Raw genomic sequence first — 19,697 nt, 5'->3', positions numbered from 1 at the left:
GTAAAAACGTTTCCTTTCAACCTTTTAAGCGGTTTTCGAGGTTTGGCCAGCAGCCGGGATGGCCATTTGCAGCGTGCCATTTCGCGACAGGGTGTTTCATGTTGAGACAGGGCCCGCGAAGACGCCGAACAGCCACTGTTTCACCACCGTCTCACATCGTCTCAATGTGCAACAGGGCAACCCGGCAATCGCAGCCTTGCGCTCAGACAAAACCCAACGCCCACAACGCTTTGCGGCCATCTGCCCACGTTGGCACGGCCATTGCGCCAGTGCCCGTCACATCCAATGACAAGAGGCACAGCCCCATGCTTTCCGAACTGCCCATCCTGCCTGCCACCCGCGCCTTTCTCGAACGCAAGCTGAAGATGCGCATCGGTGCCGACTGGCAGGACGCCGCCAGCGGTCGAACCCTGTCGTTCCGCAACCCGGCCACCGGCGAGGTGCTGGGTGAAGTGCCGGCCGCCGAGGCCGAAGATGTCGACCGCGCCGTGCGCGCTGCGCGCCAGGCCTTCGACGACTCGCCCTGGAGCCGCATGCGCCCACGCGAGCGGCAGAACCTGCTGTGGCGCCTGGCCGACCTGATGGAGCGCGATGCGCGTCAGCTGGCCGAACTGGAATGCCTGAACAATGGCAAGAGCGCCGCCGTGGCCCAGGTGATGGACGTGCAACTGGCCATCGACTTTCTGCGCTATATGGCGGGCTGGGCCACCAAGATCGAGGGTAGCACCGTCGAAGCCTCCATGCCGTTGATGCCCAACGACCAGTTCCACGGCTTCGTACGCCGCGAGGCAGTGGGCGTGGTTGGCGCCATCGTCGCCTGGAACTTCCCGCTGCTGCTGGCTTGCTGGAAGCTCGGCCCGGCACTGGCCACCGGCTGCACCGTGGTGCTCAAGCCTGCCGATGAAACCCCACTGAGCGTGCTCAAGCTGGCCGAACTGGTCGACGAGGCCGGCTACCCGGCCGGTGTGTTCAACGTGGTTACCGGTACCGGCCTGAACGCCGGCGCCGCGCTCAGCCGCCACCCCGGCGTAGACAAACTGACCTTCACCGGCTCCACCGAGGTCGGCAAGCTGATCGGCAAGGCGGCCATGGACAACATGACCCGCGTCACCCTGGAGCTGGGCGGCAAGTCGCCGACCATCGTCATGCCTGATGCCAACCTGCAGGAAGCCGCAGCCGGTGCGGCCACGGCGATCTTCTTCAACCAGGGCCAGGTGTGCTGCGCAGGCTCGCGGCTGTATGTGCACCGCAAGCACTTCGACAACGTGGTGGCCGACATCGCCGGGATCGCCAATGCCATGAAGCTGGGCAACGGGCTGGACCCGGCGGTGCAGATGGGCCCGTTGATTTCAGCCAAGCAGCAGGACCGCGTCACTGGCTACATTGAGCTTGGCCGCGAACTGGGCGCCACTATCGCCTGCGGGGGTGAAGGATTCGGGCCTGGTTACTTCGTCAAGCCGACGGTGATTGTCGATGTGGACCAGCGTCATCGCCTGGTGCAGGAAGAAATCTTCGGGCCGGTGCTGGTGGCGATGCCATTCGATGACATCGACGAAGTGATCGGCATGGCCAACGACAACCCCTACGGCCTGGGTGCAAGCATCTGGTCCAACGACCTGGCCGCGGTGCACCGCATGATCCCGCGCATCAAGTCCGGCTCGGTGTGGGTCAACTGCCACAGCGCGCTCGACCCGGCACTGCCGTTTGGTGGCTACAAGATGTCTGGCGTTGGTCGTGAGATGGGTTCAGCGGCCATCGAGCATTACACGGAGCTGAAATCGGTGTTGATCAAGCTCTGATCTTTTTCCTGTACCGGCCTCTTCGCGGGTAAACCCGCTCCTACACCAGGTATCACATGCCCTGTAGGAGCGGGTTCACCCGCGAAGAGGCCGGCACAGGCAACAAAAAAACAACAATAAAAACCATGGAGCAAACCCATGAGGCACACACTCGCCTGCACATTGGCCCTGCTGTTAACCGCACCCGCCACCCAAGCCTACGAGCTGTACAACCACGATGGCACCAGCCTCAACGCCGACCTCGAAGCCCTGTTCGGCGTCTTCCATAGCGACGAAAGCTTCAACCAGGCCGGCAACCGCCAACCCGGCAGCACCGCCTGGCAGGAAGGCTACGTAAAATACGGCCTCAGCGGCAGCCAGACCCTGGCCGATAGCGGCACCCTCTACGGGGCCTTCAGCCTGCTCAGTTCCGCCACCTGGGGCGATGGCGACGCCGCCGGCCTGACCTTGGGCGACGAACGTCGCACCGCCATCGAAGACCTGTACCTGGGCTGGCGCTCGGCCAACCTGTTTCCGGCGCTGGGTGAAGATGGCGTCGACATTTCCGGTGGCCGCCAGGTCGTCACCCTGGGCGATGGTTTCCTGATCCAGGGTGACCCGGTCAACCTTGGCAAGGTCGACCTGGGGGCCAACTTCGATCGCGGCGGTGCCTACTACCTTGCTGCACGCAAGGCCTTCGACCGCACCGCCGTGCTGCGCCTGGGTGGCAACCAGGGCTGGCGCGGTGACCTGATGTGGTTGAAGTCCGACAACCACTACCAGGCCGACACTTCCCTGGCGGTAGCCAACCTGGAGCACGTCACCGACACCGGTACCGTCGGCCTGAGCTGGATCCGCGGCCTCGACGTGGACCAGCGCTACGCGCAGATCATGGGTCTGGAACACCGCGACGGCATGGACACCGCCAGCCTGCGCGGGCGCGGCAACCTGGGCGTCAAAGACCTGGAGTTGGCCGCCGAGTACGTGACCCAGGACAAGACCGGCGGGCGCGAGAATGCCTGGTACCTGGAGGGCAACTGGACCTTCTCCCAATTGCCCTGGTCACCTACGGCCACCTACCGCTACAGCCGCTTCTCCGAAGGCTTCGACCCGCTGTTCTATGGCCTGAGCCGGGGTTACGGCACCTGGTTCCAGGGTGAAGTGGCAGCCAACTATGCCGGGCCGTTCAACAAGAACAGCCAGGTGCACCATGTAGCGCTGAAGGGCAAGCCACGGGACAACCTGACCGTCGGCGCACTGTACTTCGACTTCGACACGCTGGACACCGACCAGGGCAACCTTGGCGGGCGCGAGCTGGACCTGTATGTGGAATGGATGGTCAACGACCACCTGCTGATCAGCCCGGTGGTGGGGTTCTACAAGCCGGAGCGCAGTGCGGCCAATGGCGGCACGCAGCTGGGTGGGCGGGATACCGGGACTTACATGCAACTGGTCGTCGGTACCTTCTTCTGACCCATCCTGGGGCTGCTTCGCAGCCCCGACAATCTCAAACCAACCCCTGCTCCCCCAGCCACCGCCGCACTATCCTCTGCTGTTCACCCGCAAGCCCTGACAACACCGCCTCAACAGGCCGGCCACTGCGTATTTTTTGCACCACAGGTGCCAGTTCCACCCCCTGCAAATGCCACACCCCCAACGGCTGATCCGCTGTCACCACCACCTCTGCTGCATCCACCAGCCCATCACGCAGTACAGGCCGTCGCTCAACCCGCACCGCTTGCCAATCAGCCGCCTGATGCAGGGGGTGCGCATCCGGCCAACCCTGGCGCCGGGCCCAGAACGGTTGCCCCACCCGGCTTTGTTCCTGGGCATAGAAATCCCGGCCAATGCGGGCAAAACGCAGGAACAGCTGCTCGACCCGCTGCTGGTGAAACTGCCGCGCCAGCTCAGCCCGCTCAGGCCTGCGCAGCAACGTATTGATCACCACCGGCGCTTGTAATGCCGAAGAGAGCGACTGAAATATCCCGTTGCCCGACAGCGGGTCAACGGCCATGGCAGCATCCCCCACCCGGATCCAGTCCTGCCCGACACATTCACCCGCCAGAATGGCGGTACTGCTGCGTGCATGCACCTGTGCCGGGATCAATGCCTGACCGCCGAACAGCTCGGCTACCAACGCGCTGCGGCCCCGCAACGCCACGCAGTAAGCTGCCAACCCAGCTTTCCCCGGCAGCCCGGCAGCGTCCTGGGTGACTTGCCAGTAACAGCGGCCATCTTCCAGCCGTGCCATCCACGCCCAACCATCCTCCAGGCTCTCCACCGCCGACGCAGGCGCACCGGGGCTACCCTGCCAGACATTGAGCAAGCTGACCGTTTCCGGCCCACGCAGGCGGTCTGCGGCCAGGGGAGCCTGTCGGCCTCGGGCCTCAACCAGGAAATCAGCGGTCAGCACCTGCCCATCGTCCAGGCGCACATGATGACCGCCCCCCTGCACGACCTCACGCACCCGCCCCTCGACCACACGCACGCCTGCGCGCTGAAGGTCTTCGCGCAGCGCCTGGTCAAAACGTTGCCGGTCGAGCAGAAACTCCTGGTTCATGTGCAGGTGCTGGCCGTTCCAGTGCACCTGGCGGGTGGCCGGCATAGCCGCCTGGCTCAAGGCCCCGCCAAGGCCTGCGTGCCGCAAGCCCTCCAGCACCCGCTGCGAAACGCCTTCAACTGCCGCGAAACGGCGCCACTCCGACACCACCGTCACGGTGTAACCCAGCCGCCGCAAGCCAATGGCCGTGGCTGCACCCGCAGGGCCGGCACCCAGCACTACAATGCGCGGCTCAAGCATGGCTGGGCCCCCGTCGCTCTGGGCCGATGAACGCCGCGTGATCGCGCAACCAGTCATGGACCTGCTGGCGATCCCTGCCCGGCTCGTCACGCAGCAAAGCCGCAATCCTTCCGCTCAAAGCCGCACAGCCCAAGCTCGCACCCGCTCGGCCGCCCGCCCCCACATAACCGCCAAAGTCCGCCTGCCGGGTGCCAAGCCAGGACCACTGGCCGGGCGCACAACGCGCATCACCGGTCAGCCGAATCACACCCGGGTAGCTGGCCGGGTATACCGGCCCACCCTGTGCCGGGCTGGATGCACACAACAGCACGCCAGCCGCCAGCGCCTCGGCACAAGCCTGATGCAGCACGGGCCGGTCCTGCTGCAAGCCCAGGCTGAGATTGACCAGCGTGGCCCCCGATTCCACCAGCCACAGCAATGCGGCAGCCACCTGCAACGCACTGGTGCTGGCCTGGGCGCTGAACACCTGGGCCACCAGCACCGACACCGGACCGGCCTCGTGTTGCAAGCTGGCGAGCACCGCACTGCCGTGCCCAAGTTGGTCGGGGAGCATTTCACCTTCGCGCAACTGGCCGTCCTCCAGCCAGAAACGGCGGGCGCCCAGCAAACCGTTGGCCTGCGCCGGCGAGCAGCCGCTGTCGATGATGCCAACACGTACGTCAGTGCCCATGTTTGATCACCTCCTGCGCCAGATTCTGCAACTGGCCGTCATGCAGTTGCAGGTGCAGGTCGGCATCGGCCAGGGTCGAAGCCCGGTGGCTGATCAGAATACGCGTGCGGCCAGCGAACAACTGGTCGATGGCCGCGATCACTTCACGCTCGGTGGCTTCGTCCACCGCCGAAGTGGCCTCGTCCAGCACCAGGATCGCCGGGGCCTGCAATACCGCGCGGGCGATGGCAATACGTTGCTTCTGCCCGCCAGACAACTGCTGGCCACGCTCGCCCAGCAGGCCGTCCAGGCCCAATGGCAGGCTGTCGACCAGGCTGTCCAGCCGCGCCAGGCGCACCACCCGCTCCAGTTCGTCACGGCTGGCCTCGGGCACGCCATAAGCCAGGTTCTGCGCCAGGGTGCCACGGAACAACACGATGTCCTGGCTGACCACAGCGATTTGCCTGCGCAATGCAACAAGGTCAAGGTCGCGCAGGTCGACGCCGTCCAGCAGGATGCGCCCCGCGTCCGGGTCGTAGAACCGCTGCAGCAGGTCGATCAGGGTTGACTTGCCCACCCCGGAGGCACCGCTGATGGCGACTTTCAGGCCACCCGGGATGCTCACCTGCACGTTTTTCAGTACCGCACCCTGGCGCCCCTCATGGGCAAAGCTCAGCGCCTCGAGGCGTAACTCGCCGGGGCCAACGGGGATGGGCTGCGGGTTGGCGGTCTGATGTACCGCTACCGCTTCCTGCTTCAATTCCATCACCCTTCCCAGGCTGACAGCCATGCGCTGCACCGCCACGTACAAGCCCAACAGGCTCTGCACCGGCCCAACCGCCATACCCATGTAAGTAGAAAAAGCGATCAGCGCGCCCAACTGCCAGGTGCCTTGGATAACCCACCAACCACCCACCAGGAACGCGCAGGCGCGGCACCACGAGGTCAATGTGCCGGGGATGGCCTGGGTGAAGAATTCGGTCACCTGCACCTTCAGCAACTGGCGCATGTAACCTTGCCCAAGCTGGTCCAGGCGCCCTGCTTCCCGGCCTTGCTGGCCGGCCGCCTGGATGAACTTCATCGCCGGCAGGGTCTCGACCAGAAAAGACGACACATCCGCCGAGCGCTCACGCAAGTTGCGCACTTCGCGCTCCACCTTGCGCCGCATCCAGCGCAGCCACAGCACCTCGATCGGCACCAGCAGCGCCAGCAACAGCGACAACTGCCACGACAGCATCAGCATCAACGCCACCGCACCCACCAGGCCGATCACCGCCGACACCGCCGAGAACAGCGAGTCCACGGCAAAGCGCTGGATCTCTGCCACATCGCCATCCAGCCGCGAAAGAATGTCGCCGATACGCCGCCGCCCGTAGAAGGTTGGCGACAACTGCTGCAGATGGCGGTAAAGATCGTCGCGCAGGGCGAACAGGATGCGCCCCGACAGGCGCGTATGCAGGTAGCGGTTGACGCCGGCCAGCACCGTGCCCAGCAGGCCCGCGCCGATCATGATTGCCGCCATGTGCCAAAGCGTTTGGTAATCCTTGGCCAGCAGCCCTTCGTCGATCAGAGTCTTGACCAGCCAGGGTTGCGCCAGCGCCAGCAGCGATGCACCCAGCGACAAACCGAGCAACAGGCCGATGGCACGCCGGTGTGGGCGCACGAAACCATACAGCCAGGCCAACGCCTGGCGCATGAGTACAGGGTCGCTGGAGTCCACCAGCCTTGCGAACAGGCCGCCCACGTCAGCCGCGCAACTGCTTGAGCTTGCGGTACAGCGTCGCCCGGCTGATACCCAGCGTCTCGGCGGCGGCCGAGACGTTGCCCTGGTGGCGTGCCAGAGCACCGCGGATCTGCTCCAGTTCATTGTCCTTGAGGCTGCCGGAGGGCGCTGTGCTGCTCGCCAGCTCGTCCAACAGGCAGTCGGTAAGGTGATCGAGGGTCAGCACCTGCTCGTCGTCCTCGCGCATGGCCAGGGCGGTGCGCACCACCATTTCCAGCTGGCGGATGTTGCCTGGCCAGTCGAAGCCTTCGAGCAACGCGGTCAACGCCGGGTCAAGGGTTACGCCACGCGCATCGGCCTTGTCCAGCAGGCCCTGGATGATCGCCGCCAGGTCATCACGTTCGCGCAGGGCCGGCAGGCGCAACGACACACCGTTCACCCGGTAGTAAAGGTCTTCACGGAAGTGTTGTTCCTGGACCAGGCGCTTGAGGTCGCGGTGGGTGGCGCAGATCAGCGCCACGTCAATGTCCTGCTCGTCGCCCGCCCCCAATGGTGCTACGCGGCGCTCCTGCAATACCCGCAGCAGGCGTGCTTGCAGGGCCAGCGGCATGTCGCCGATTTCGTCGAGAAACAGCGTGCCGCCATGGGCCTGCATCAGCCGTCCGACCATGCCACCCCGGCGCGAACCGGTGAAGGCGCCCTCACGGTAGCCGAACAGCTCGGACTCGATCAGCCCTTCGGGAATGGCCGCGCAGTTGACTGCCACAAACGGTTTGTCGGCACGCGGGCTGGCCTGGTGCAAGGCGCGAGCGACCACTTCCTTGCCGGTACCGGTCTCGCCCAGCAGCAGCACCGGCAGGCCATTGCCCAGCCCCTGGCGGGCCATGCGCAAGTTGCGCGCCAGCCGTGGATCACCACCGGCCAGGGCGTCGAGTGCCGGCGACTGCTTGCCCAGCACCGGCTTGCTTGCCGGCGTGCTGCCATTGACCCGGCCATGGCGTGGCAACTGCAAGGCACGGAAGTGGAACTCGCCCTTGGCCGTCTGCACACTGCTCACTCCGCCCTGCCACAGGCGCGCAATGAACGCAGGTGACCGTTCACCGAGCAGGTCAGTGCTGCGCCGGCCAATCAGCTCATGGCGCGGCACCTGCAACAACTGGCAGGCACTATCGTTGGCGGCCAGCACTTCACCGTCCAGGCTCAGGGCCAACAGGCCGTGCCAGGCACTGTTGAGGTACTGCGGGCGGCTGTGGAAGGCCAGCACCAGCTGCTCCGGGTGGCACAGGCCAAACAGGCGGCTTTCAATGTTGCCGGCCGCCAGCATCAGGGTCGACAGGCTGTCCTGCGGTTGCGCCATCACCCCTTCGCGGGTGATGTCGAGCACGCCGATCACCTCGCCGCGCGGGTCGCGCAAGGGCACGGAAGTACAAGAGAACGGGCTTAGGCGGTCAAGGTAATGTTCGCCGCAGTTGATCAGCGTCGGCCGGCCTTCGACCACGGCCGTGCCGATGGCGTTGGTGCCACGCAGCGATTCGCTCCAGCAACTGCCCGGGTGCAGATCGCGCAGGCCCTCGCGCTGCAGCACGTGCTTCTGGCCTTCGATGGCCAGCACGTTGGCCTGGGCGTCGCCGAGGATGACGATGCCAGCCTTGCCCTGGCGCGCGACCAGGTAGTCAAGTTCAGGGGTGACGGCATCGATCAGCAGGCGGTTGCGCTCCAGCAGCAGGCGCAGGTCATGGCCCTGTTCCAAACCCAGGCCGACCTGTTCGCCCTGCAGGCAGTCCAGGCCGTGGCCCAGGCTTCGGCGCCAGGAGGCGTCGATCTCATCACGCAGCATGCCCAGCGGTAGTTCGCCTTCGCTGGCCAGCTTCAACCGGGCCTCGCGGGATTCGTGCAGCGGGTCGTGGGCGTTTGTTATTAGTTGTCGCGCCATTTTCTACTCCGGCTGTGCCCCGCAATGTGACGGGGTACGGGCTTGGGAATTTTCCGCAGTGTGCGGGAGAAATGGCTGGCCGTCATCTGGTTGATGGTTCGAGGGGGGTGACCAGAATCTTGGGTAGGAGCAACTGTCTTGCTCAATTTCTAAAAGCTGGCGCCATCCCTGTGGGAGCGGGCTTGCCCGCGAACAAGGGCGAAGCCCGTGCCATCCACGACGGCGACGGCAGGAATACTGCGACGATGAAGGTGCTCCTCGCCAAGACCCCGCCTTTCCTGTTTTCGGACACGGATCTGAAAGACGTGGTAATCCAGCGTGTTTCCAACGGCCTGGAGCATCTGCGTGTGAAACGCCAATTTTACCCTTGGGCAGATTCGTGAAAGCCAGCCAGGGCCAGAAGCGGGCGCTACTGGCCGGTAACTGCTGATTAATGAAGCTCTGGAGGCTAATCGCTTACCAACTGGATAACCGTCTTGCCCCTGCCACGACCTTCCGCGACCTGTCGGAATGCGTCGTTGACCTCGTCCAGTGCAAACTGGTGCGGGTCCACCCGGATCGCCAGTTGCCCGGCATCGGCCAGAACAGCTGCCTCGCGCAGGATACTTCCGTGGTGTTCGCGCCCCTTCCCGGTTAGTAGCGGTGCCAGGGTGAATACACCCGAGTAGGTGGCACTTTTGAAGGATAAAGGCGCGAGACTGTGCTGGCCCCAACCGAGGCAGCTGAGTACGTGCCCGGTATACGGTTTTACTGCCTTGAATGACGCATCCAACGTGCTGCCGCCGACGGTGTCATAAACGATGTCGAAACCTTCTCCAGCCGTATATTGTTCGACATAGGCCTCTACACCCTGCGCCTGATAGTCAATCGCCGTGGCCCCCAGCGAGCGGATGAAGTCTAGACTGCTCGCGGAGCCGGTGGCGCAGACTTCGGCACCGCGAGCCTTGGCCAATTGCACCGCAACTTGGCCGACGCCACCTGCGCCGCCATGAATCAGCACCCGCTGACCACTATGAACATTGGCGCGATCAACCAGACCTTCCCAGGCGGTGATGAAAACCAACGGCAACGCGGCAGCCTCACGCATGCCGAGCGCATGCGGCTTTGATGCAATCAGCCTGGCATCCACGGCGATGTATTCGGCCAGGGTGCCTTGGGCGCCGCCGATGCCGCCGGCCATGCCGAAGACCTCCTGGCCAGGCGTGAAACCATCAACCGCCTCGCCCAGTTCAACGACCGTACCAGCGAGATCCAGGCCGAGCACGGCCGGCAGCGCCTGGCGGGCATGAGCGCCTGCACCGACAGCGATCTTGGTGTCGAGCGGGTTGACCCCTGCGGCGTGAATCCGCACCAGGACCTGCCCCTTGCCGGGCACAGGACGGGCGATGTGGCGCACGGCCAGCGGGGTCTGGGCGGATTCGGCGATAGCGGCAAGCATGGTCTGATTCATGACGGGAACCTCTGAATGAGTGGACGCTTACAGGTTGCACCGTCTTCCTCATTCCGATAAGAAACTAAATTTGCATATTACTTATTCCCCCAAGAGGCCCAATAGCGATGGATTTGTTCGACAGCATGCGCATCTTCGTGCGCGTCGTGGAGCGTGGCTCGTTTTCGGCAGTGGCTCGGGAGCTGAACATGGGGCAGCCGGCAGTCAGCAAGCAGGTCCGTGCGTTGGAGCAGTACCTGGGCGGAGCCGTGTTTGCCCGCAGCACCCGGCACCTCGCCCTCACCGATCAAGGGCAACGTTTCTACAGCCACTGCCAGGAAATTCTCAGCCAGCTAGAGCATGCCACGCGCAGCTTCGCCAGCGGCCAGGAGCAGATCGCCGGCCCCCTGCGAATTGCCGCACCGGTCAGCTATGGGAGGCTGTGCATAGCGCCCCTGATCGGGACTTTTCTACAGCGACATCCCGATGTGCAGATCGACCTGCGCCTGAACGATTACAACGAAGACCTGCTCATGGAAAACGTCGACCTGGCCATCCGTATTGGCGTGGTGAAGAGCGAGGGACTGGTGGCCGTGCCCCTGGGCACCAGCACACGGCGAGTCTACGCTGCACCGGCCTATCTCGATCGCCATGGCCGGCCACGCGAGCCCGCCGAACTGGCAGGCCACAACTGCATCGCCTTCACCTTGCTTGAGCATTACGACCGCTGGCACTTCACCCGTCGTGGCGAAGCACTTGAGGTTGCAATCAAAGGCAACGTCACCAGCAACAACAGCGAGGCCATTCGTGAAATGGTCCTCGCCGGCCTGGGCATCTCCCTGTCTCCGCAATGGCTGTTTGCTGCGGACTTCGAGCAGGGTGGCGTGTGTAGCCTGCTCGACGAATACCAGACGACCGCGCTGCCGGTCAGCGCCGTGTTCAGCTGTGAGCGGCGACGCTCGGCAAGGACGATGGCGTTCATCGATTTTCTTCGGGAGAACGTATAAGCCACCCTGTTGGGGCACGGGACCTCGCTCATTGCCTCGCGCGCAAATCTGTCGAGCAGGCGTTATACCGCATCCTGCTGCAGCCATTGCGTCGGGCTTGCGCCCACCTTGCGGCGAAAGGTTCGGGCCAGCGCAGAAGGGCTTTCGTAGCCGACCTCATCGGCGATCAGGGCAATGGGGCGCCCTTCGCGAAGGCGTTTCTGCGTCAGGCTGATGCGCCAGTTCGCCAGGTAGTCCGCGGGGGTGATACCCACGATCTCGCGAAAGTGCGCGGCAAAGCTCGCCCGCGACATGCCCGAAAGATTCGCCAGTTCCGCCACGGACCAATTGCGCTGCGGCTCATCGTGGATCCCCACAAGCGCGCGGGACAGCTGAGTGTTGGCCAACCCGGCCATCATTCCCGAGGCGATGCTGCGGGTGGCGATGAGGTGGCGAAGCAGTTGAATGATCATCAGCTCGAACAAGCGATTGAGAATGACATCACGACCACACTCATCTCCAAAGGCTTCTTCGAACAGCCAGTGAAGGGTGCCATCAAGGCCTTGCAATTCGCCGAGGGGCTTGATGATGAAGTCCGGCAAAGCCAGGGTCAGCGGGTTGTTGGCGCCGCCATCGAAATGCAGGGTGGCGCAAACCAATTCCGCCTCATCGGCTTCGGTGGCCAGCAAGTGGTGCTCCTGCGGGCGCACCGCCAGAATCAGGCTGGGTTCGGTCAACTCGATCAGCTGGCCACGCTTGCCCCTGAAGGCCAGACGCCCCGAGCGCAGCAGGTGGGCGTGGCCGACACTGTGTTGCCCATAAAGGTGGGTTGTTCCGCAGAACCCACCCTGGTGAAACGTGGATGCGTGCAGGTTGAAGTGCTTGAGCAGTGTCGATAGTCGGTCCATAGCGCGCTCAGATTTAGACGATCTGTTGCATACCTTCGACGATCTGAAGCCGAAAGAAAAGTCTGCCTCCCTAGTATGGACTCCAGGCTTGATAGACAAGCCGTTTGATCAACCTAGTGGAGAACTACCATGACTCGCATCGCTACTCTCTCGCTGGACCAGGCCCCTACTGGCTCGCGCGCAGCCCTCGAAGGCATTCAGAAAGGTCTCGGCTTCATCCCCAATGCATTCAAGACCCTGGCTCACTCTCCGGTCGCACTCAACGGTTACCTGGGCCTCGCCCAGGCCTTGGGTAAAGGCTCACTGAGCGCCGTCGAGCGTGAAGTCGTTGCCCTCGCCACCTCGCAAATCAACGGTTGCGACTACTGCCTGGCGGCACACACCTTCTTTGGCGCCAAGGCTGGGTTGAGCGATGAGGCCGTCAGGCAAGCCCGAGCCGGCACACTCAGCGCGGTTGCCGCGCTGGCCCAGCAGATCACCGCAAGTCGCGGCCAGTTGAGTGACGAGCAGATCGCTGCAGCGCGTGAGGCGGGCCTTACGGATAGCAAGATCGTGGAGGTAGTGGCGCAGGTCACGCTGTTAACCCTGACCAACTACCTGAACAACATCGCCGCTACCGATATCGACTTTCCGCCATCGGCAAGCTAGGAAGGTAACCACCATGAGCCACGTGACGATCTACACCACCCAGCACTGCCCTTACTGCGTGAGCGCCAAGCGACTGCTGTCGAGCAAGGGCATTACCCCTGACGAAATCGACGTTGAACAGTCACCCCGGCACTTGGCGGAAATGATGCAGCGATCCCAACGCCGAACCGTCCCACAGATATTTGTTGGCAAGGTGCATGTCGGCGGCTTCGATGACTTGGCGAGTCTGGATCGCAAGGGCCAGCTCGAAGCATTGCTTAGCGCTTGAAGTGTAAAGACAAGTCGTGGACGCCAAGCCTGACCCTGTTTGCCCTCCGCTCTTGCGTGTGCCTACGTGCCGATGCTGCTGGCAGTAACGCCACAGTGGCCAAGGCCTGGCCTGCCTCAGGGACAGGGCGCAACGGCAGATGACACCGGGTCAAGGAAGATCAGTTGCAAGGGCTCCGCCAACAACTGTTCGGCCTGCTCGGCAAACCGCTGGAAGTGAGCGGTGGTCAGGTGCGCGTCCAGGGCCTGCTGGTGGTCGAACGCCTCGCGCATGTAGAACGTCCCGGGCTCGTCGCTGCGTTCGAACAGCATGTAGTCGCGGTTGCCGGGCTCCGCCCGAGTCGGTTCGATCAAGGCCAGCAAGGCCGCTTTCAGCTTTGCTCTCTGGTCTGGCTTGGCCTTGAGGATGGCGAGGGAAACGAGGGGGTAATCTTGTTGGTTCATATCAAGCTCCTGGTCAGTTGCAAGGCGCAGGCGCGGTACTGCCTGCTTCAAGGTGTGCATGCGTTTTCACCGGGCGTGGCGCCGTGAGTAAGCGCGGCGCAGAAAAACACGGTTCGTTTAACCCTGCTTGTTCCTGACGGGCCGGATCGGCCGGTCCGCCGTTGTATGTCATACGGGTTTCAGAAGCCTTCCAGGACGATCTTGCCGCGCGCCTTGCCACTCTCGACCAGCTCATGGGCACGGCGCATGTTGCGCGGCATTGATGAGGCTGGCGACTCTGATCTCCGGGTTTGAACAGGGTCACCTGGGACCCGACCTCGCGGACGATTCCGGCCGCGTCCCAGCCGAGGATTTTCGGCTCTCCCGTGAAAGTTCCGGCGCGTACCTTAGTGTCGACAGGGTTGACCGACACGGCTTTGACCTCGACCAGAAGGTCCCGTGTCCCAGGGCTGGGTTTGGGCATAAAGATGTCTTGAAGAGACGCAGGGTCTTCGATAGGCAAGCCTTTTTGGATGTAACTGATCGCTCTCATAGGCACTCACTGCTGAATGTGGTTTGATTTGGCATTGAGTCTGGCGTGCCAGGCGGCCGGAAAAAACGGGCCCTGCCCGTCAACACTTTCATTGCAGGAGTGATAATGATCCGTCTCGACGACCTGGGCATCTTCGTTCGCAGTGCCGCGCTGGGCAGCTTTACCGCGGCGGCCCATGAGGCCGACCTGCTGCCCGGCCAGGCAGCCGAGGCAGTCAAGCGCCTGGAGCGTGAACTGGATGTGCGATTGTTTGCCCGCACCACACGCAGCTTGCGCCTGACAGCCGAGGGCGAGCAGTACCTTCCCTCGGCCCTTGTCGCCCTGGAAGCCCTCAGGCACGGGCGCGACAACCTGCGTCAGGAAAGCGCCCAGCTCAGCGGAACCTTGCAGGTGGCCGCGCCCTCCGATCTGGGACGCAACGTGTTGTTGCCCTGGCTCACGGCGTTTCGCCGAGAGCATCCACAGTTGAACCTGCGCTTGTTTCTCTCCGACCAGATCGCCGATCTTTTTCGCGATCCGGTAGATATCGCAATCCGCTATGGCCTGAACGCCGACGCCAACTATATAGCCCTGCCACTGGCGCCCTGGAACCGCAAGGTACTGGTGGCCTCGCCCGAGTACCTGGCGCAGCAAGGCAACCTGCAAGCCCCTGAAGACCTGCTCGAACACCAGTGCTTGCTGTACATGCAGCAGGGCCGGGTCTACGACAAATGGCAACTGGGAACGCAGACCGTCCAGGTGCGTGGCGCCCTGCTCTGCGATGACGCCGATATCGCCCGGCGCTGGGCCGTGGCCGGCGAAGGAATAACCTACAAGTCCTGGCTGGATGTGAGCGACGATGTACTGGCAGGAAGGCTTGTCGTGCTATTGCAGGATCACCCCGGGCCGGCCATGCCGCTGAGTCTGGTGTGCCCACACCGCAAGCAGTTGTCGCCTGCGGTGAGGCACCTTCACGCCTGGCTGTCCAGCCGCTTCGCCGAACTGGAGCGCGACTGATCAGCGGGAAGCCAACCCCCCCTGATCGAAAGCATTCCGGCGCCCCGCTTGCGCGCAATCGAATAATTTCAAGAGATGCTTGACCAGGGAGAACGGTCGTTCTACTCTGACTACATGGATAAGCCAATGACCGACACACGCGAAAAAATCCTGGCGACTGCCGAGAAGCTTATTTACGAAAACGGGATTCATGCCACGGGCATGGACCTCTTGGTAAAGACCTCTGGCGTAGCACGTAAAAGTATTTATCGTTATTTTGCGAATAAAGACGACGTAGCCGCAGCGGCACTCAATGCACGCGATATACGCTGGATGAAATGGTTTAGAAGTGAATGCGAAAAAGCGCAAACGCCAGAAGCGCGCATCCTTGGAATTTTTGATGTACTCAAAAGTTGGTTCGAGTCTGACGGTTTTCGCGGATGTGCGTTCATCAACACAGCCGGAGAGGTTGGTGACGCAGACGATCCTGTTCGGCAGATCGCAAAACTGCATAAACAAAAGCTGCTGGACTACACGCTAGAGCTGACCAGCGCATTACGGATTAACGATCCGGCTGGCTTGGCCAAGCAACTTTTTTTGATGATAGAGGGCACGATAACCGTGGCCCACGTCATGGGTGACTACACCGTTCTCGATAGTGCAAGAGAAATCGCAAAGATATTACTCAAGGACGTACAGCACGCAAGCGTTTGACGTTAAAGCAACACCCACTCAACTTAACCATCCAGAAGATTGGAGGCACCACCATGTCCAACGAACACACTCGTCCGCCACTTCCTCCTTTCACTCGCGAATCGGCGATTGAAAAAGTCCGACTCGCCGAGGATGGTTGGAATACTCGCGAACCCGAAAAGATTGCACTGGCCTATACGCCGAACACCCAATGGCGTAACCGTACCGAGTTTGCAAACAATCGTGAAGAAGCTCAGGGCTTCCTCACTCGCAAGTGGAAGAAAGAGCTGGACTACCGCTTGATCAAAGAGCTCTGGGCCTTCACCGACAACCGCATCGCCGTCCGTTACGCCTACGAGTGGCACGACGATTCGGGCAACTGGTTCCGCTCCTACGGCAACGAAAACTGGGAGTTTGAAGCCGATGGCTTGATGCACCGCCGTTTCGCCTGCATCAACGACATGCCCATCAAGGAAAGCGAGCGCAAGTTCCATTGGCCCCTGGGTCGCCGGCCGGATGATCACCCAGGCCTGACTGAACTGGGCCTGTAGGTCCTGCTAAACCTGATTCTTTTACATAGAGGATCAGGTTTTTTTGTTTGCCAGAAGCCCATCTTGCTCAGGCCGTCCTCAACCGCGACCTCAGCCCTGACCGCGCCGAGCGACGGTATCAGTTCCAGCACGAAGACCCATGGCCTCGACGATCACCGGGTTAATCGTAGTAGTGGAGATCGCGTTGTACCTACGCGGCCTCACGCCTAAAGATCGCTGGATACTTCTTTAACCAGCTCGATGAACACGCGCACGGCTGCGCTCAAAAAGGCCTCTTTTCGCCGCATGAGTACGGCCGTTCGCTGCAAGCGTTCTGGCTCCAGCGTGATGGCCACCAGATCGTCATGGGCCAAGGCAATTCTGGCAGGCAATAAAGTCGACAGCGTCGTCCGGCGAATGATTTCAATCACTGCGCCAAGGGCATTGACCTCCATCTGCACTTGCGGGCGAATTTCGTGTTTGCGGAAGTAGCGGTCAATTTGTTCGCGAGTGGCAAACTCTGGACTGAGCAGAACCATAGACTCAGCACTCAGCGCCTGCGATGCAATGGACCGCTCCTCGGCCAGGCGGTGTCTGCGGCTCACCACTAAAGCGAGGGTTTCGCTCAGTAAGGAAACGGCCTCGATGTCCGGAGAATTTATTTCATCGAACGCAATACCTACGTCCAGTTCTCCCGCCAAAAGCAGCTCCTCGATGCGCTCCTGAGAGATCTCTTTCAGGTTGAGGGTGATGTTTGGATACCGGAAGTGAAACGCCTCGATCAGCGGCCCCACCAGATAGGTCGTGAATGTCGGCGTGACGGCTACGCGCAATGAGCCGCGGCTGAGGTCGCTCACGTCATGGATGGCACTTTTACCTTCCCGCAGTTCCTGCTGAGCACGGCGCGCATAGTGAAGATAGACGTCTCCGGCATCCGTCAAACGTGTTGCGCGGCCTGAGCGGTCGAACAACTGGGCGCCAAGACTTTCTTCCAACTGCCTTACCTGCTGGGAAAGGGCTGGCTGAGATACGTGCAGCGCCGCTGCAGCCTTGGTGAAACTGAGGTGCTCCGCCACCGCAAGAAAGTACTGGATATGTCGAGCGAGCATGGCCTTACCCATAAGATTATCTGATTGCATGCATAATAAATGAGACTTTTACCTTATGTCATGCACTGCTTAATCTTTGTCTCACACCCAGCGACATCGAGACAGCCACCATGAAAGCGATCATCGACGGTTTTCTGAAATTTCAGCAAAACGCCTTCCCGGAGCGGGTCAAACTGTTCAAGGACCTGGCCACCCAACAAAGCCCAAAGGCACTGTTCATCTCTTGCTCGGACAGCCGGCTGGTGCCTGAACTGGTTACCCAGCGCGAGCCAGGCGATCTGTTTGTAATCCGCAACGCCGGCAACATCGTGCCCTCCTATGGCCCGGAACCGGGCGGCGTTTCGGCCTCGGTCGAATACGCGGTGGCTGGCCTCAACGTCGCAGACATCGTGATCTGCGGCCACTCGGACTGCGGCGCGATGACCGCCATTGCCACCTGCAAGTGCCTGGACCACATGCCTGCCGTATCCGGCTGGTTGCGGTACGCAGACTCGGCCAAGGTGGTCAACGAAGCCCGTCAGCACCCGGACGAGCCGAGCAAAATCGCTGCCATGGTGCGCGAAAACGTCATCGCGCAGTTGGCCAACATCCAGACCCACCCATCCGTGCGTCTGGCGCTCGAAGAAGGCCGCGTGACCCTGCATGGCTGGATTTATGACATCGAGACCGGATGCATCGACGCCTTTGATGGCAGTAGCGGGACCTTCGTGTCTCTCGCAGCAAACCCGGAAGTCCACGCCGTTTCCCAGCAAGCCAGGCACGTTGCCTGAAACCTTACCTGTACCTTTGCCTACCCAGGAGATTCACCATGATCCAGACTCAAGCTACCCGCACTGCTCGCCAGGAACTGACCGAGACCATCATTTTGGCCAAGGCCCGCAAAGACCTCTCCTTCGCCGAAATCGTTGACGGCACCGGCCTGTCCGAAGCTTTCGTTACAGCAGCACTGCTCGGCCAGCATCCGCTGCCTGAAAGCGCCGCGAAGGTCGTAGGCGAGAAACTCGGCCTCGATGCTGATCAAGTCGCGCTGCTGCAATCGATGCCTATCCGCGGCAGCTTCTTCGACGGCGTGCCGAGCGACCCGACCATCTACCGTTTCTACGAAATGATGTCGGTATACGGCACCACCCTCAAAGCACTGGTGCACGAGAAGTTCGGCGACGGCATCATCAGCGCCATCAACTTCAAGCTGGACATCAAGAAAGTCGAAGACCCGGACGGTGGCCACCGCGCTGTGATCACCCTGGACGGCAAGTACCTGCCTACCAAGCCTTTCTGATGCAATTCAGCCCGGCGTCAGACGGCGCCGGGCTACATCCAACCTTGTTTGACAGGGCATGACGCTGCGCTTAGGCATATTTCTTAGCCCCGTAAACGCAGATGACAGCACCCAGCGTCACGAGCAGCATCGTCCAGCTGACATGCTCGTGCAGAAGCAACGCTGCCAGCCCAAGCCCCATGAACGGCTGAAAGAGTTGCAGTTGGCCCACAGCCGCAATCCCCCCCTGGACGAGCCCTCGGTACCAGAACACAAACCCGATCAGCATGCTGAACAGTGAAACGTAGCCAAAGCTGAGCCACGCAGGGGCACTTACCCTGGCAAAGTCATCAGGGGCTGGAAGATTGACCACCGTCAGCAGCAGCATGAACGGTAACGCTACCAGCAATGCCCAGCTGATCACCTGCCATCCCCCCAATGTCCGCGACAGACGCGCGCCTTCGGCATAACCCAACCCACAGACCGCAACCGCAGCCAACATCAGCAGATCGCCCACCGCCGATGCCTCACCTCCGTTCATCAAGGCATAGCCAGCGACCAACCCGGCACCTGTCAACGAGAACAGCCAGAACAATGGCCGAGGTCGTTCACCGCCCCGCAGAACGGCAAAGCCTGCGGTACACAATGGCAGGAGCCCGACAAAGACAATGGAGTGAGCAGAACTGATGTGCTGAAGGGCAAATGCGGTCAGTAGCGGGAAACCGATAACAACGCCGAGCGCAGTTACGGCCAAGGGCGACAAGTCCTCCCGTTTGGGTCGAGGCTGGCGTAGCACGATCAGAAAAAGCGCGCCCAGCATGGCGGCAATGGTTGCCCGGGCACAGGTGAGGAACGTCGGTTCGAAGTCGGCCACTGCCACTCGGGTTGCCGGCAACGACCCCGCAAAGATGGCGACGCCTATGAAGCCGTTGATCCACCCGCTTGCTGATTTTTCCATCGGTAAGTCCTCGATAAGCCAAGGCTCAGTACATCACCGACAGGCTCACCCAGGCCATGTACAATCCAATACACTTA

Annotated in this window: 21 protein-coding genes; 11 read left to right on the top strand and 10 right to left on the bottom strand. The window is 62.0% G+C overall.

Going from position 1 to position 19,697, the window contains the following annotated elements; all coding sequences use genetic code 11:
• Nucleotides 1-305: 305 nt before the first annotated feature.
• Nucleotides 306-1,799, top strand: a complete 1,494-nt coding sequence (locus ACF8EA_RS08805) for an aldehyde dehydrogenase (protein WP_020192690.1) — start codon at nucleotides 306-308, stop codon at nucleotides 1,797-1,799.
• Between the two features lie 138 nt (nucleotides 1,800-1,937).
• Complete coding sequence (locus ACF8EA_RS08800) at nucleotides 1,938-3,251, top strand: hypothetical protein (RefSeq protein WP_392521632.1); 1,314 nt, start codon at nucleotides 1,938-1,940, stop codon at nucleotides 3,249-3,251.
• 34 nt (nucleotides 3,252-3,285) lie between these two features.
• Here the strand turns inward: ACF8EA_RS08800 and ACF8EA_RS08795 are convergent, their stop codons facing one another.
• Genes ACF8EA_RS08795 through ACF8EA_RS08780 form a run of 4 tightly spaced genes read right to left on the bottom strand, consistent with a single transcriptional unit; the run spans nucleotide 3,286 to nucleotide 8,883 of the window.
• Nucleotides 3,286-4,578: an NAD(P)/FAD-dependent oxidoreductase gene (locus ACF8EA_RS08795; RefSeq protein ID WP_392521630.1), complete on the bottom strand. Its 1,293-nt coding sequence runs from the start codon at nucleotides 4,576-4,578 to the stop codon at nucleotides 3,286-3,288.
• The gene (locus tag ACF8EA_RS08790) at nucleotides 4,571-5,248 is read right to left on the bottom strand and encodes a peptidase S8 and S53 subtilisin kexin sedolisin (protein WP_392472519.1); all 678 of its coding nucleotides are present in this window, start codon (nucleotides 5,246-5,248) and stop codon (nucleotides 4,571-4,573) included. Before ACF8EA_RS08790 ends, ACF8EA_RS08795 begins: the two co-directional genes overlap by 8 nt.
• Entirely contained in the window at nucleotides 5,238-6,971 is a 1,734-nt protein-coding gene (locus tag ACF8EA_RS08785; RefSeq protein ID WP_021782936.1) for an ABC transporter ATP-binding protein, read from the bottom strand. The genes ACF8EA_RS08790 and ACF8EA_RS08785 overlap by 11 nt, the downstream gene beginning before the upstream one ends.
• Nucleotide 6,972: 1 nt before the next feature.
• Nucleotides 6,973-8,883 (bottom strand): sigma-54-dependent Fis family transcriptional regulator, encoded by a 1,911-nt coding sequence (locus ACF8EA_RS08780; RefSeq protein WP_392521628.1) that lies wholly within the window; start codon nucleotides 8,881-8,883, stop codon nucleotides 6,973-6,975.
• Nucleotides 8,884-9,065: 182 nt separating this feature from the next.
• Here ACF8EA_RS08780 and ACF8EA_RS08775 point away from each other — a divergent pair, with 182 nt between their 5' ends.
• Nucleotides 9,066-9,266 (top strand): hypothetical protein, encoded by a 201-nt coding sequence (locus ACF8EA_RS08775; RefSeq protein ID WP_392521627.1) that lies wholly within the window; start codon nucleotides 9,066-9,068, stop codon nucleotides 9,264-9,266.
• Nucleotides 9,267-9,331: 65 nt separating this feature from the next.
• Here the strand turns inward: ACF8EA_RS08775 and ACF8EA_RS08770 are convergent, their stop codons facing one another.
• Nucleotides 9,332-10,333, bottom strand: a complete 1,002-nt coding sequence (locus ACF8EA_RS08770) for a zinc-dependent alcohol dehydrogenase family protein (protein ID WP_392521626.1) — start codon at nucleotides 10,331-10,333, stop codon at nucleotides 9,332-9,334.
• A gap of 107 nt (nucleotides 10,334-10,440) precedes the next feature.
• Here ACF8EA_RS08770 and ACF8EA_RS08765 point away from each other — a divergent pair, with 107 nt between their 5' ends.
• Nucleotides 10,441-11,319 carry a LysR family transcriptional regulator gene (locus tag ACF8EA_RS08765; protein ID WP_392521624.1) on the top strand — a complete coding sequence of 293 codons (879 nt, stop codon included), beginning with the start codon at nucleotides 10,441-10,443 and terminating at the stop codon, nucleotides 11,317-11,319.
• 62 nt (nucleotides 11,320-11,381) lie between these two features.
• On the opposite strand, the gene ACF8EA_RS08760 is transcribed toward ACF8EA_RS08765, so the two are convergent.
• Entirely contained in the window at nucleotides 11,382-12,206 is an 825-nt protein-coding gene (locus ACF8EA_RS08760) for an AraC family transcriptional regulator (protein ID WP_338444862.1), read from the bottom strand.
• 129 nt (nucleotides 12,207-12,335) lie between these two features.
• Between ACF8EA_RS08760 and ACF8EA_RS08755 the strand changes: the two genes are divergently transcribed.
• Nucleotides 12,336-12,854, top strand: coding sequence for a carboxymuconolactone decarboxylase family protein (locus tag ACF8EA_RS08755; RefSeq protein ID WP_392521622.1), 519 nt, complete (start codon nucleotides 12,336-12,338; stop codon nucleotides 12,852-12,854).
• 13 nt (nucleotides 12,855-12,867) lie between these two features.
• Nucleotides 12,868-13,122 carry a glutaredoxin 3 gene (gene grxC, locus ACF8EA_RS08750; protein WP_021782929.1) on the top strand — a complete coding sequence of 85 codons (255 nt, stop codon included), beginning with the start codon at nucleotides 12,868-12,870 and terminating at the stop codon, nucleotides 13,120-13,122.
• 116 nt (nucleotides 13,123-13,238) lie between these two features.
• Here the strand turns inward: grxC and ACF8EA_RS08745 are convergent, their stop codons facing one another.
• Together ACF8EA_RS08745 and ACF8EA_RS08740 are read right to left on the bottom strand one after the other, a co-directional pair.
• A complete protein-coding gene (locus ACF8EA_RS08745; protein WP_028697196.1) occupies nucleotides 13,239-13,565 on the bottom strand; it encodes a putative quinol monooxygenase in 327 nt (108 codons plus the stop codon).
• A gap of 13 nt (nucleotides 13,566-13,578) precedes the next feature.
• On the bottom strand, nucleotides 13,579-14,097 hold the full coding sequence (locus tag ACF8EA_RS08740; RefSeq protein ID WP_392521621.1) for an alcohol dehydrogenase catalytic domain-containing protein: 519 nt from the start codon (nucleotides 14,095-14,097) through the stop codon (nucleotides 13,579-13,581).
• A 105-nt stretch (nucleotides 14,098-14,202) separates the two neighbouring features.
• On the opposite strand from ACF8EA_RS08740, the gene ACF8EA_RS08735 reads away from it, so the two are divergent.
• From ACF8EA_RS08735 to ACF8EA_RS08725, 3 genes are all read left to right on the top strand, one after another.
• Nucleotides 14,203-15,093 (top strand): LysR family transcriptional regulator, encoded by an 891-nt coding sequence (locus tag ACF8EA_RS08735; RefSeq protein ID WP_101196012.1) that lies wholly within the window; start codon nucleotides 14,203-14,205, stop codon nucleotides 15,091-15,093.
• 126 nt (nucleotides 15,094-15,219) lie between these two features.
• Nucleotides 15,220-15,786 carry a TetR/AcrR family transcriptional regulator gene (locus ACF8EA_RS08730; protein WP_202962486.1) on the top strand — a complete coding sequence of 189 codons (567 nt, stop codon included), beginning with the start codon at nucleotides 15,220-15,222 and terminating at the stop codon, nucleotides 15,784-15,786.
• Between the two features lie 53 nt (nucleotides 15,787-15,839).
• Nucleotides 15,840-16,316: a nuclear transport factor 2 family protein gene (locus ACF8EA_RS08725; RefSeq protein WP_274147618.1), complete on the top strand. Its 477-nt coding sequence runs from the start codon at nucleotides 15,840-15,842 to the stop codon at nucleotides 16,314-16,316.
• A gap of 206 nt (nucleotides 16,317-16,522) precedes the next feature.
• Here the strand turns inward: ACF8EA_RS08725 and cynR are convergent, their stop codons facing one another.
• A complete protein-coding gene (gene cynR, locus ACF8EA_RS08720; RefSeq protein ID WP_028697198.1) occupies nucleotides 16,523-17,404 on the bottom strand; it encodes a transcriptional regulator CynR in 882 nt (293 codons plus the stop codon).
• A 110-nt stretch (nucleotides 17,405-17,514) separates the two neighbouring features.
• Here cynR and ACF8EA_RS08715 point away from each other — a divergent pair, with 110 nt between their 5' ends.
• Entirely contained in the window at nucleotides 17,515-18,174 is a 660-nt protein-coding gene (locus ACF8EA_RS08715) for a carbonic anhydrase (protein WP_392521619.1), read from the top strand.
• Between the two features lie 38 nt (nucleotides 18,175-18,212).
• On the top strand, nucleotides 18,213-18,683 hold the full coding sequence (gene cynS, locus ACF8EA_RS08710; protein ID WP_021782921.1) for a cyanase: 471 nt from the start codon (nucleotides 18,213-18,215) through the stop codon (nucleotides 18,681-18,683).
• 70 nt (nucleotides 18,684-18,753) lie between these two features.
• Here cynS and ACF8EA_RS08705 read toward each other — a convergent pair whose 3' ends face one another.
• Nucleotides 18,754-19,620, bottom strand: a complete 867-nt coding sequence (locus tag ACF8EA_RS08705; RefSeq protein ID WP_101196010.1) for a DMT family transporter — start codon at nucleotides 19,618-19,620, stop codon at nucleotides 18,754-18,756.
• Nucleotides 19,621-19,697: the final 77 nt, after the last annotated feature.

This window comes from Pseudomonas sp. YQ_5 (assembly GCF_043103305.1).
Lineage (GTDB): Bacteria > Pseudomonadota > Gammaproteobacteria > Pseudomonadales > Pseudomonadaceae > Aquipseudomonas > Aquipseudomonas putida_Y.
Note: the sequence above shows the minus strand (reverse complement) of the source record. Positions and strands in the feature narration are given on the sequence as shown.